Origin of the sequence: Streptomyces sp. NPDC052107, from assembly GCF_040680215.1 — a bacterium.
Lineage (GTDB): Bacteria > Actinomycetota > Actinomycetes > Streptomycetales > Streptomycetaceae > Streptomyces.
On sequence record NZ_JBFAWG010000136.1, the window covers coordinates 1 to 12,976 of the forward strand.

At 65.9% G+C, this 12,976-nt stretch carries 6 protein-coding genes; 2 read left to right on the forward strand and 4 right to left on the reverse strand.

What is annotated here, in order from left to right:
- Window positions 1-519: 519 nt before the first annotated feature.
- From AB0M27_RS43955 to AB0M27_RS43965, 3 genes are all read right to left on the reverse strand, one after another.
- Entirely contained in the window at window positions 520-948 is a 429-nt protein-coding gene (locus AB0M27_RS43955) for a hypothetical protein (RefSeq protein ID WP_365731244.1), read from the reverse strand.
- A gap of 21 nt (window positions 949-969) precedes the next feature.
- Entirely contained in the window at window positions 970-7,494 is a 6,525-nt protein-coding gene (locus AB0M27_RS43960) for an RHS repeat-associated core domain-containing protein (RefSeq protein ID WP_365731246.1), read from the reverse strand.
- 150 nt (window positions 7,495-7,644) lie between these two features.
- Entirely contained in the window at window positions 7,645-11,259 is a 3,615-nt protein-coding gene (locus AB0M27_RS43965; protein WP_365731249.1) for a LamG domain-containing protein, read from the reverse strand.
- Window positions 11,260-11,754: 495 nt separating this feature from the next.
- On the opposite strand from AB0M27_RS43965, the gene AB0M27_RS43970 reads away from it, so the two are divergent.
- On the forward strand, window positions 11,755-11,901 hold the full coding sequence (locus tag AB0M27_RS43970; RefSeq protein ID WP_365731251.1) for a hypothetical protein: 147 nt from the start codon (window positions 11,755-11,757) through the stop codon (window positions 11,899-11,901).
- Window positions 11,902-12,308: 407 nt separating this feature from the next.
- Window positions 12,309-12,836 carry a hypothetical protein gene (locus AB0M27_RS43975; RefSeq protein WP_365731253.1) on the forward strand — a complete coding sequence of 176 codons (528 nt, stop codon included), beginning with the start codon at window positions 12,309-12,311 and terminating at the stop codon, window positions 12,834-12,836.
- Here the strand turns inward: AB0M27_RS43975 and AB0M27_RS43980 are convergent.
- A partial coding sequence (locus AB0M27_RS43980; RefSeq protein WP_365731255.1) for a transposase occupies window positions 12,784-12,976 on the reverse strand: 193 nt, incomplete at its 5' end. The two genes, AB0M27_RS43975 and AB0M27_RS43980, sit on opposite strands and share 53 nt — an antisense overlap.

Consider the following 12,976-nt stretch of genomic DNA (forward strand, 5'->3'; position numbering starts at 1 on the left):
AAGCACCGTCGACGTCCTCCGGACGGGCACCGACCCGATTTTCCCGGCCGCGGGGCGGGACCGAAAGGGCCCGGGACGACTATCCAGGACGGCTCAGACGCCGTGATCACACCAGCCACACCAAGATCATCTCACCCGTGACCAGCAGTCACGGGACAACCCTGAGGCAGTTACCCGTGCGCGCCTGCGCTCCGTCGTCAGGGCGCTGCCGGAGGTCGAGAAGTCCCGTCCCACTGTGCCTGTTCAAGACACAGCGGGGTAAGGACTCTGGCGGATTCTCACCGCCCTTCTGTTCGCTCTCTTCCGGCGTGGTGACGGGCGTCCTGCGTGATGAGGCTTCCTGAAAACGGCTCTGCCGGAAGGCGAACTCGTCCACCCCCAGCACCCGCTGGGCGCGGTCTGGGATCGCTGGCGCCTTCAGCAGTCCGAGCAGCCGGGTCCTGCCCGCCGCGAGCTGCAGACGGCGGCTCGGTTGTCGGGCGGCCTGGTCACTCTGCCAGGCCGCCCGACGTATAAATCCTACGCAGTGTCTCTGGTTTCGACCTCAAGCAGCCCCAATGGCTCTAGCCAGGGAATCATTTTGGTCGCGTACCACCCAATGTCACAGAAGATGGACCCCTCCAAGCGTCTCGGGTTCACACCGATGACGCATGAGACCACTTCTCTCCCTGGGTGGAACAAGAAGTCACCGCCGCTGATGGAGTCAGGGAAGTAGAGAGTGATGCCGACCGTATGGTCTACTAGCCGTTTATCCCCTATAGCTGAAATGATTTCATCCAACCCAGAGGACGCCGACTTCTTCCAGTCGAACATTCCTTCCTCGTCGATCAAGTACGAGACATCGTCATCATTCGACGCCCGCATCCCGGATTCCAGCAGAATCCTGATCACTTCGACAACGCCGACCGATCGACGAAAGGTGAAATCGAAATCAACCGACCTGCTCAACGCAACCACTTCCTTCTTGCGTCACCTGGACATCACTTCCCAAGGGATTCCCTTTTTGTCGAGCCATTTCGTTACTTGAGCGGGTATCGGGTTCTCGGAGATCACCTTATAGTCTATCCCTTGCTCAGAAGCGATGCCCGCCTTCTGTCCTTCGGTCGAGTAGAACTTGCTCAACCTCTTGGGATCTTTCAGTGTGTTCTCGAAGAACTGACCTGACTTGGCCTCATACCACGTGCCCCTTCCAGTGGCTGGGTCTACGTAAGCACCGTCGAACTGACGCCCCTTCTCGGAGAAGCCGCCGCCGCCGCCAAGCTTCTCCTGAAGCCATTCTTCATAGGCATCACCATGCTGTTGAGCGGCCCTTCCACCGCTGGCTTCTCCGTCGGCCTCTCGAAACGCGCGGCCTAGCTTGTCTGAGCCCGAGTCCCACATCGTCTTCCCGAAGACAACAGCTCCGGCGCCGCCAGCGATCGAAGGAGCACCTGCTTCGCACAGAACCACTGTGCCGCATTCGACTACACCCGATGCACCGAGGATGGTGCCGCCGGCTTCGCTGACCCCTCCGAAGAAGCTTTGGAGTAGGCCCGACCAGAAGTCGCTATTCCCTCCAAGGCTGGACAGGTAGTTGCCGACGTAGCTGTTGCTGTCGCCGGGGCCCTTGACCGGGGCGCTGCAGTACTGCGGCAGACCGGTTCGGGCGCAGAGGTTGCCGTTGTAGCTGTTGCCGGAGCTGACATTTCCAGAGCTGTTCGTGGGCGCCGTTCCTGAGCTGTGGTAACTCAGGTGCTCCTCTTCATAGATGGTGTTGGCGGACTTTCTCGGCTTGTGGGGGATGGTTCCGGGGGTGTTGTTCTCGTAGTCGGGGCCCGGTCGGGTCGGGCAGTCCACCTCCGCGCACATGCCGGTGGGGTCGGCGCTGGTTACGGGTGTGTTGTTGGCGTAGGCGTAGCCGTTGAGTGACTGGTGCTGGTCCAGGGTCAAAAGCGGGTCGACGCTGATGAACTGGCCGATGGTGGGGTCGTATTCACGGGCACCGACGTGAGTCAGGCCGGTCGCGCCATCGGTCGGCTTGCCGAGGAACGCCTTGTCGTCGGGCCAGGACGTCGGCTTGGTGCCCCGTGGGGCGCCGAAGGGGGTGCTGTAGCGCTTGGTGACGGCGTACGTGCTCGCGTCGAGGGCAATGCTGGATGTGCCGTGCTGGTCAGCGGCCAGGAAGCTGAGCTTCGTGCCCGAGACGCCGGAGTTAGCGGTGCGGGCCGCGATGGTCTGGCCGTTCGCCGTGTAGTAACGCGTGCCGGAGGCGGTCTTCGTGGTGCCCTTGGTGGTGAGGTGGAGTTCTGTGCCTGCGCCCAGGTAGAGGATGGTTTCGCCGTCTCCTTTGGCCCGGCGGATCAGCAGGTCGCCGTTAGCGTCATAGAGGTAGCTCGTCTCCTTGGTGCCTTCGGTGAGCTTGGACAGGTCGCCCTCGGTGTTCCAGGCCAGGGTCTGCTGGGCGGTCGGCCCGGGGCGTGAGGTGGTGTTGCCGCTGCTGTCGTAGGAGTAGGTGGCGGCACGGGCGCCGGTGGTCTTGTCCAGGGTGTGCGGCTTGTTGTCGGTGGTGTCGTCGTAGGTGTACGTGGTGGACTTGTCGCCCGACGCGGTGTGCTGCGTCTCCGTCTTGCGCTGGCCGGCGTCGGTGTAGGTGTACGACGTCCAGTAGGGGGCCGCCCCGTCGAGGTTGGAAACGGTGCGTCCGGAGGCCGAGCAGTCTGCGGTCTTCGGGGTCCAGGACTCGGTCAGGCGGCGGCTGCCGTCGTAGCCGAAGCACTGATAGTCGGCCTTGGCCGTGCCGCCCTGCGTGGTGCCGTCGAAGATGGAGGTGACGTTGCCGGCGTCGTCCTGGGTGAACTTCAACTCCTGCGGCATGTAACCGTGCACGTCGTCAGTGACGTAGGAGCGGGTAAGGCGGCGGGTGCCCTCCTCGTAGTCCCACGTGAGGTAGGCCTTCTTCGCCGAGGACGCACCGTCCATGCCGAGGGTGAGCTGGCGCAGGTCGCCCTGCGGGGAGAAGGCGGCGCCCTGCAGGTAGCCGGTGGTGCCCTTGGCCGTGAGTTGCTGGCCTAGGGCGTTGAAGGTGTAGGAGACCGTTTCCGTGGCCAGGCCTCCTGCGGCCGGGGCGGAGTACTGGCTGATCGAGCCGTCCAAATTGAAGCCGGTGGTGAACGACAGCTTGTTCGGCACGTAGCCGCCGGAGACCAGAGGTTCGGTGTCGGGCAGGATCAGCTGGCTGCCGGTCACGTGGTACATCGAGTCGTACGACGTGACCTTCTCGGTGTAGGCCTTACCACTCACGCCGCCGTCGTAACGAGTGGCGGTGTCCTGCTGGCCCTTGGCGAGCTGGTCGAAGCCCCAGGCAGCGAGCTTGTTGGCGTCGGTCTTGTCGATCTGCCACATGTCGGTCTTACGGCCGAGGTCGTCGTAGGCGTACAGCAGCTTCTTCGACGGGTCGTCGTTCGGGGTGGTGCTGGTGACCTGATCGAGGGTGTTGTACGCGGTGGTGGTCTTGCCCTTGTCGGGGTCTGTTGCCGTGACCTGGCGGCCGAAGAGGTCGTAGGTGTACGACCACTTGGTGTGGTCGGGACCCGTGACCGTCTCCTGCTGACCAGCAGGGGTGTAGGTGTAGTCAGTCGTGGTGAAGTCCGTACCGGTCGGCGTGGGGCCGGCATACTCGCGGCGCTGGGTCGTCTGGCCGAGTGCGTTGGTGACCACGGCGGTCGCCTGCCCGCCGGTCGGGGCGGTGGTGGCGACAGTGTCGCCCGTGTAGGCGGTGTCGATCGTCCAGCGGGTGTCGCCGTGTACCTTCGTCACCGCCTTCGTCAGCCGGCCCGCGCCGTCATACGTCGTGTCCGTCTGGATGGGCGCCTGACCGCCGGAGATCTCCGCAGCCTGGGAGCTGGGCAGTGAGCTGCTGTCCCAGATGTCGGATTGCTGGCTGACCGCGAGACCCCGCGCGTCATAGAGCGTCAGGGAGATGAGCCGGCCGCCCTGCGGGGTCGGCGTCTGAACCTGGCGCGAGCGCAGCAGGGAGTCGTAGAACTCGTAGCTGGTGTTGTAGCCGGAGCCGTCGTACTTCAGGGTGCCGGTGGACACCCAGGACATTCCCGTTTCGTCACTGGTGATGTGGTAGTCGTAGACGTAGTTCGGGGTCTTGCCCAGCGTCTTGGAACGGTTGGGCAGCCAGAGCTTGGTGATGCGGCCGAGGCTGTCGTACTCGCTCTCGGTGACCTTGTTATTGGGGTCGGTGACCTTCAGGTCCGCGCCGCTCGCAAAGTCCAGAGCCGTGGTGGTCTTGTACGACTTGGCGTCTGCGACCACGGTCGACGTCAACGGGCCTGATTCCTCAGGCACGTAGGTGGTCGAGGAGACGGTGAGGTCGTTGGTGTTCTTGACGGTCTTGGGGCGTCCGAGGGGGTCGTACCAGGTTGTGGACACCTTCTGCCAGGTGGGAGTGTCGTCGCTGCCGTATCCCTTGGCACGTCCCGTCCAGGTGGCATCGCCCTTGACGGGCTTCTGCGATGCCGACCAGGTGGTGGCCGTGGTGTCGTCGTAGACCGTGGCCGTGTCGGAGATGACGTCACCGGCGCGCTTGGAGTCGGCGGGCAGGTCGAGCGCCGAGTCCGCGGCCGCGCAGGACGCGGCGACGGTGCGGGTGCGTGAGACGAGAGAGTTGATGCCCTTGTCGTCGTTGCGGGCGTACCAGGTGCGGGTGCACTTTTCGTCGCCCGTGGCCGCGTCGTCGCCCTGGTCCTCGACGGTCTCGGCCATGCCGTAGTCGTCGTAGGTGGTCTTCACCGTGTTCACCCGGTCGAACGGGGTGAGCTTGCTGGTGATGTTGGTGCGGGTGTGGGTGGCGGCGGTGCGGACGTAGTACGCCTCGGTGTCCGCGTAGGACTTGTGCTGGGTTGCCGTCCGCTTCGACCAGGGGTCGTTGATGGTGCCGCTGACTTCGGTGTTGCCGTTGTAGGTGACCGATTCGCGGGTGAAGCCGGCGTACTGGTCGGAGTCGGTGATCTCGCCGGCCTTGATGCCGGAGGCCTTGACGGTCTTGCGCTTGTCCGGGTCGGGGGTCTTGCCGTCCGGGCCGAGCACGCGGTCGCCGTTCATCCCGCGCAGGTAGACCGTGGTCTCCTTGCTCTGGGTGTGGCCGGAGATGCCGGTGAGGTGGGTGACCTGCTGGTAGCCGCGCCAGATGGACCAGGTGCGTTCCTTGGCGGGTGTCAGCGGGTCCTCGTCGAAGTGCCAGGCACCGCCGCCTGTGTACTGGTAGCCGTGTTGTACGGCTTCGGAGCCGCCCTGTGGGTCGGTGGTGGACACCGAGCTGACCGGGTACTTCTGGAACCAGTCGAGGATGGGGTCCTTCTCGCCGTTGGGCGACCAGTACACGGGGTAGCAGCGCTTGGTGTTCTCGTCCAGCTTGGGCTTGGTGCCGCTTGCGGTGCAGTCGGCGTCCATGTAGGTGACGATCGTCTGCGCGCCGGTCTCGGAGGTGATGGTCTTCAGCCGTGGCTTGTTCAGCGGCAGGATGTCGTCGGCCGCGCCGTCGACGCGGTTGGGCAGCATCACGTGGCTGAACTTGACCGGGTCGAGGGAGAGGTCCGTACCGCGCTTGCCGGTGTGCTTGATCTCGTCGAGCCAGAGGGACTGGTCGGTGGAGTCACCGGTGTCGCCGGGATCGAGGTAGAGCTGCTTGAGGGACCAGACGTCCACCGGCTCGAAAGCGGGGGCGGACGCAGCTGCGTTCCAGGCGTAGGTGGTGATCGCCGTCATCCGCTTGCGGGTGAAGAACGCCGGGCCGACGTTGCCGGTGCACTTGTCGCCGTCTTTGCAGATCGCGTCGAACGGGACGTCCGGCCAGTTGTCGCGGGTGTCCTTGGTCAGCGAGTCGCAGCCGGTGCCGGAGGCCAGGCAGCGTTCGTCGTAGGTGAAGACGACCTTGTCGGATGCGGCCGGGGAGGCGGAGAAGAGGGCGCCGGCGTGCTGGCCGTAGCGGATCTCCTTCAGGTAGCCGCCGCGGACGTAGTCGGTGCCGGTGTTGTCGTCACCGAGCATGTCGTAGTTGTTGTGCTCGGCGGTGTACCAGTACGACTCGGCGTTGCCGTGGGTGTCCTCGACGTAGTCGAGGTTCCACCGCCAGGCCTGCGTCTTGTGCCGGCCGGAGAAGGAGTCACCGCTGGTGTAGCCGGGTTCGCCTTCGTCGTCGCCGAAGACGGGCACCGTCCAGACCGATTGGGTGCGGTCGTCCGCGCCGGCTCCGTCGAGCTTGTTCAGACCGAAGACGTACTTGGTGCCGTCGCCGGTGACGACCGTCCAGTACTCGCCGTCGTCGTCACCGTTGTCGGCGCCGGTGGAGTGGGTGACGGTGGAGGCGTCGTCGTCCTTCAGCCGCCATTTGCCTGTGGTGTCGTCCTTGACGAGCTCGGTGGCCTTGCCGCCTAGGACGAGGGAGGCGTTGTCGTACTTCCAGCACAGGTCGTGCTTGCCGTCCTGGCCGTCGTCGTCGCAGGAGCCGTACTTGCGCTCGATGTAGGAGGAGGTCAGGTCGAAGCCGGTGCCGATCTGGCTGCCCTGGTTGTTCGAGTTCGCTGTCTGGCCGTCGACACTTCCCGAGTCGTATGAGATCGACAGGTCCGGCTGGGGACCGGCCGCAGCCGGTGGCACGCGCAGGGGGTAGGACCAGGTGAACGAGCCGGAGGAGCCGCCGGCCTCCCACGTCGAGGAGGCGGAAAGCGGCGTCGCCTTGTAGTCACCGGCACCGGACTTCGTACCTGCCGCAACGGCCAGCAGCATGGGCTGCCCGCCGGACGCGAGGGTCACCGGCGCGGAAATGCTGTCTCTGTGACGGTTGTTGACGGTGTCGAGGTCAGTACGCTTGCGGCACTTGGCCGTTGCCGGATCTTTCTCGGCGCAGTCGGGCAGGCGCATCAGCTGCAGCCGGCCGGCCCACTCACCGCCGTAGGCTGCGGCGAAGGAGGAGTAGTCGATGCCGAGGCGGGCCTTGGCGCCGGTCTCTGGGCCGGTGAGTTTGAGGACCACTCCCCTGACACCGAGCTCGGCAGCGGTCTTCTGGTCGAGGACCTCAACCGTGACCGACTTGGCCGCCTTGCCCTTGCCTAGAGCGGTCACCGTGACGGGCAGGGAGCCCGGGGCAGCCTCGACGGTGCCCTTGCCCGGGACGGTCAGCGACGCCTTGCCGGCCTTCGGCCACGTGACCTTGCGCTGCTGATCGTGGCGGGCTCGGGCGGCCGCCGCCCGGTCGGCCTCGGCGGCCTTGCGTACTTCGGCGGCTGCCTTCTTATTCACCTTGGCCGTGAAGGGGCTGACCTTCGTGGCGTGTGGTGGCTTCAGGTGCGGGCGTCCCAGTGGGTCGGTGTCCGCGGCGAAGGCGACGGGAGTCAGCAAGCCGGGCAGAAGCGCCAGACCCGTGGTCGCAGCGAGGTGACGGGACCAGCGTTTTCCGTTTCTGCCCCTACGGCCTGGTGATGGTCTGGGTATGCCAAAGGGATTCATGGCGGGTTCTTCCTACGCGGCGCCAGGCTGTGTCACGCCGGGCGCGTGCCATTGAGGAGGAGAAAAAGAGAATGAGGAGGCGTCTTTGAGGCGTCCGGTGTCGAGCGGCCCGCTCAAGGAGCGGGCCGCCTGTTCGTAAATGACTGTTTGTCAGTCGACGTCCAGCACCTGAGAGCGGATCTGGTCGGCGCTCATCGCCCCGGTCCACACCCGCAGTGACTCCAGCGAACCGGGCAGGTAGTATCCCGTGGATCCGCCGGCCGCTCCCCTGCCTGCGGACAGCACGCCGGTGCCCTGCTGGACCGCTGAGAACCCGGACTTGTCCTCGCCGGGCTGCTCAAGACCGCCCACGTACAGGTGCAGTCGGCCCATCCGGTCCTCGGTCTGGGACGCGTCGGCCGGGTCGGTTCCCTGCCACGTCTCCTGTGCGTCGAACACGCCGGTGACGTCCACCCCGGTGTCAACTTCGGCGGGATCGCCGGCTGCCACCTCAGCGCTCTGTGTGACCTTGCCGTCCGGTCCGACGGCGGTGCGGGTGAACTTCCACTGGTAGATGCCGACTGCCGGCTTGACCACCCACAAGGCCCACGAGGATTCACCGTCGATCGCCTGGCCTGCCACCTGGGCCTGGTAGCCGACCGGCTTGGACGCCAGCTTCTCGGCATCCAGCCTCACATGGGCCGAGACGGTGAACGATCCGGTCTCATCGGTCACCGGGCCGGTTGCCGAGGCATAGCCGGATGTTCCGTCCAGGACGAGGGTGTTGTTGTCCTCGTCCAGCACCGCACCGGTGGAGGACAGCGCGAGCGGTGGCGCAGGGTAGGGGGTCAGTTCCTTGACCTGGGTGCCGGTGGAGGAGGTGGCGTCCCAGTCCGCGACGAGTTCGTTGGCCGCCACGCCGTCCTGGGTGAGCTCCGCCTCCTGAGCGATCTGCTCGGGGCTGAGGGCGTACTGCCACACCGAGACCTCGTCGATGCGGCCGCGGAAGTTCTCGCCCCCGACCCCACCGACCAGCGAACGGCCGAACTGAAGGCCGGCTGTGGACGTCCAGGGCTGGTATGCGGTGGACAGGTCGTTGAGCACAACCGGCTTGCCCTGCGGGCGGCCGTTGACGAACAACTGGATTGTGTCGTTCGTCTTGTCGGTGTCACCCTCGGTGTCGAAAACGGCCGCCAAGTGCGTCCACACATTCAGCGGCGGCGCCCCGGCATCAGCGATCGACCGGAGGTAGACCGGGCTGTTCATAGTGTCCGCGGCAGTCCGGTTGAATACCCACTTCTTGTAGCTCGCGGAGTAGTACAGCGTGAACGCCGATGCGGACGTGCCCGGCGCCGACAACACCACATGCGTCTGTGAGGCATCGGTCAGGTACACCCAGGCCGAGACGGTGAAGGAGTCCTTGGTGTTCACCGCCGGTGCCCCAGTGGCCGCATAACCATCACGCGTGGTGTCAGTGCTGGAGTCGTTGAGGTACAGCGAGTAGTCGGACTCTCCCCGGCGCCCGAGGGTCGACCAGCCAGCGTGTGAGGTGTAGAGCGTGGCGTCGTGGCGAGTGCCCCCGGTCGCACTGTCCTTGGCCACTGTGGCTCCCGAACCGGGAGCGGCGTCGTCCAAGTGCCAGCGGCCGACGGCTCCTGCGGCCGGAGCCACCTTGAATGTGAACTCCGCGGGAGTGCCCCACCGGTTGTAGACGTCCTTAGCCCGCACCGAGAGCACCTGCGTGCCCGCGAGCGGGGGTTTCACGTCCTTGACGTCAACCTTGAGCCCGCCTGTGACCTGTCGGGCAGGCGTGGACAGCAGCTTCCACTCATAGGCGGTGACGTCGGTGTGCCCGCCTGTGAAGTCGGCGGCGTTGGGCTGGAAGGTGAAGGAGCCGGGCACGCCCGGTCCCCCGTGGCCTTCGCAGACGTCGCCGCACTCGGTGTAGGGGGAGCCTGCAGTGATCCGGGGCGCCTTCGGCGCCGACGAGTCGATCTTGAAGTAACACCAGGAGCTATAGGCAGACCACAGGTCGCCGCTCTTTCCGGCATACGACCAGTGGGACTGTGTCCGGGCTTTGTAGCGGTACAGGCCGCCATCGGCACGGTCGCTCGTGCGCGTGTTCTCCAGCGTCTCATCCGGGTCCCAGCCCGTGTCGGGCCTGTGCCCCGTCCACACCTGATGCCAGGCCGCGTCGTCGCCGCGCTCCACGACGTACTCGGCCTGGAGCGAGCCCTCGTCGCTGCCCTTGTGGGCTTCCACCAGCGTCTGCACCCGGGCCTGCACCATGGGGTCCTTGCGGGTCACCACGAGAGGATCGGTGGAGGACTTGTTGCAGTAAGCGGTGGTGCCGTCACCGGGAATGATGCCGACGTTGGTCGGCACGCCCGGCTTGTAGGCGAAGTTCACCTGCAGTTCGGCGCTGTCGTCGAAACGCTTCCAGGCCCGCGGGTCACTCTCATCCTTAGCCCTCAGCATGAGCGTCAACCGGCTGATCTTGCCGTCCGCGAACGAGCGGACTGTGTTGGTGAGATTCTCGTCCGATTCCTGCGGGTTGTCATTGAACTCAATCCAGGAATCGGGCTGATCGGGACTACACAGCGAACCACGGCCGGCCGAGACGTAGCGGTCGCCCATCAGGTCTAGCTGCTTGGGGCCGGGCCATCGGGTGCCCTCGGAGATGTTGTCGGTGCGTACCAGGTCCACCCAGTGGGGGTCGCAGTTGAACGACCACGTCTCATGAGCCCGGAAGGTCGCGTCCAGGACGTACTTGCCGGCCAGCTTGGTCGGGGCGAACTCGAAGTACATGCGGTCGACGTAACCGCCCCCGCAGTAGTAGCCGTCGGCCGTGCCGCACTTGCCGACGCCCTTGTCCCCGTCGAACATCCAGAACTTGTCGCCGTCCGACGAGATCTTCGTGCGTTCCGAGACACCCAGGCCCACCGAGGGATCGATGTAGACGGGGTAGACGGTGTTTTTGCCGCGCAGCAGGTCCAGGTCCGGGTGCACGGCGATCGCGCCGTCGTCGACCTTCACCGGCAGTACCGCGGTGGCATCACCCTGTCCCGGCTGTGACGGGTCGTCCTGCGCCTGTCCGTTCGCGAGCCCCCCGGCGTCGGTGCGCATCAGCTGCGTCTGCGGTCCTGAGCCGCTGTCACCGGCCGAGTCCCACATCTGGCCGGCCGGGCCACGGAAAACTGCGTTGCCGTCTTCGTCGATGGCCCTCAGACCGCCGCCGGCTCCGGGTACCACGGACAGACCGTCCCCGGACGCGGCGAGTTTGACCTGTTCCAGCGCCGGGTTCTGCGCCGCCTCGGGCGTCTTGACGACGAGAACTTCCCGGTAGCTCTCAGCCGTGGCTGTCAGCTGCAGGTCCACCCCGTCGAACACGTTGGCATAGGTCGCCGTCGCACCGTTCAACGTCGGCGTCGGCAGGGCACCAGGCCAGCCCAGGGTGACCGATCGTCCGTCCTTGCCCAGCTGGATCATGTCCGATCCCGGCCCACCGCCGGAGAAGGACAGGTCCACCACCGCGCCCTTGGGAGCGACCCGGCCGTCCGCACGACGCTCCAGTACCGGATCGACCGCGCCCCACCCGCCGCCCTTTTCCTGCACCCGCTGGGGTGTGGTGGACTGCGTCAGCGTGAACGAGCCGTCCGGGTTCGCCTTGGTCGTGGAGTACTCGGTACGGTCCGTCGTCACCTCCACCGGCTCACCCGACGCCTGAGCCCGGGCAGACGCGGTAGTCTCATCGACCAGCCCTGTCCCTGCTGCCGCACTCGACATCGGAACAGCTGCCGCAGTGGTCAACCCGGGCAGCACCGACAGGACGAGCGAGGCCACGGCGCCGCCCAGAAGGCAGGCGCGCGCTCTTCGTGCCCTCCGAGCCGACGACATGCCGGCCCACTGAGACTTCACGAAAGTCCCCCCGTGTATGGATCTTGTAAAGGTCCTGGAAAGTAAACGGCCGATGACCGTACACGGTCAATCAGGTGTGAGGCTGCTCACACAAAAGCCCTGACCTGCTCGGGTGAATCCAGCCACAAGATCCACGACCTCAAATCCCGGCGTTCAAAGAAACACCACACAGCCAGGACCATCACTGTCCATCCCCTTCTCAGCCACGACACCGCGGACGTACGCGACGCGGCTCTGGTCGCTGCGATCCCTCTCGCAGAGCACCCCGTCCTCACCACACGCCGGGCTGAGCTGGTCGACCACGCCCGCCGTCTACTGACCACCAGCACCGACCGCCACAGTCGAGACGGCGTCCTGGACGCCATGAAGGCATGGGGTCACGACACCAGCGCCCTGGAGAACGCGGACGACATCGCAGCCCGCGAGCGTTACGCCCGCCTCAAGGCGGAACGTGATTCCTGGTGGGCGTCCGACGGGACAGGCGGCTACTGCGAAGACCCACCGTTCTGAGTCATGGACAGGCAGCGCCCACAGGCATACGTCGATCACTCAGCGTGGGGCTTCAAAGAGGTTGAACCAGAGCCGCAACTCGCGTACAGGCAAGGGCGGTTGCGTTTCGGCGGGACGGACGGTGACCGGCTCGCCAGGCCGGGCACAGGACCATCTGGCCGGGGTCACCGCCAGGGGAGAAAAGAAGGGGCCGTCGCACCGCTGCGAACGACTGCACCACACGCCGCGTACCCGGCCACAGGCGTGATTCGCCCCAACAAGCCGTGCACAAATGCCCTGCGGGCGTGAGAAGCCGTATCTCAACCGAACATGATCGCTTGATTTCTACTGGTCAGGCATGGTTCAGCTCGGAATGAGGGAGGCATGCGGCGTCTTGTTTTTTCGGCTCCGTGATCGAGGGGTGCACGATGGCGTCGGTGCTGGGAATGCTGGAGGAGCGGGAGACAGCGGCCCGGGTTCGGGTGGAAGAGCTGAGAGTGGAAGTCGCGCGGCTGGCTGGGGTGTTGGAGGCCGCGGAGATCGAGCTGGACCGCCGGGTGATCGCGCGGGAGGAGCTGGTAGAGGCCCTGGCGGCGTCGGCTGCCGAGACGACCGCCGTGACTGAGGCGGAGGCGGAAACCGTGTCCTCGCCCGCGCCGGTGCCGGGCTCGATCGTGCCGCCTTGGCGCGAAGGACTGCCGGTGACGGTGCTGACGCCGGACTACCAGCGGATTCTGGGTGTGCTCGACGAGCGGCAGCCCGCGGGCCAGGGGCCGCTGAAGGCCAGGGAGATCACGGTTCAGCTGGGCTTGGAGACAACGCCGGCGAAGGTCGAGGGCGTGCGCTCGAAGGCCCGACGTCTGGCGGAGCGCGGGTGGCTCCTGCAGGAGAGGTCGGGGGCATTCAGTGTCGGCCGACGGCCCGTGGCCGTGCCAGACGCCGGCTCATCCGCGTGACCATCGACCACCGGATCATCGCCTCGCTGCTGGCCGGCAACGTCTCGTAGTCCCGGGCCAGTCGGCGCGAATGCATCAGCCACGCGAACGTGCGCTCTGCCACCCAGCGCCGGGGCAGCACCACGAACCCTGTCGTGTCG

Excerpts from the sequence above, each read along its gene's own strand:
- AB0M27_RS43960 (WP_365731246.1), bottom strand. The coding sequence starts at position 7,494 with ATGAATCCCTTTGGCATACCCAGACCATCACCAGGCCGTAGGGGCAGA.
- AB0M27_RS43965 (WP_365731249.1), bottom strand. The coding sequence starts at position 11,259 with ATGTCGAGTGCGGCAGCAGGGACAGGGCTGGTCGATGAGACTACCGCG.
- AB0M27_RS43970 (WP_365731251.1), top strand. The coding sequence starts at position 11,755 with ATGAAGGCATGGGGTCACGACACCAGCGCCCTGGAGAACGCGGACGAC.
- AB0M27_RS43975 (WP_365731253.1), top strand. The coding sequence starts at position 12,309 with ATGGCGTCGGTGCTGGGAATGCTGGAGGAGCGGGAGACAGCGGCCCGG.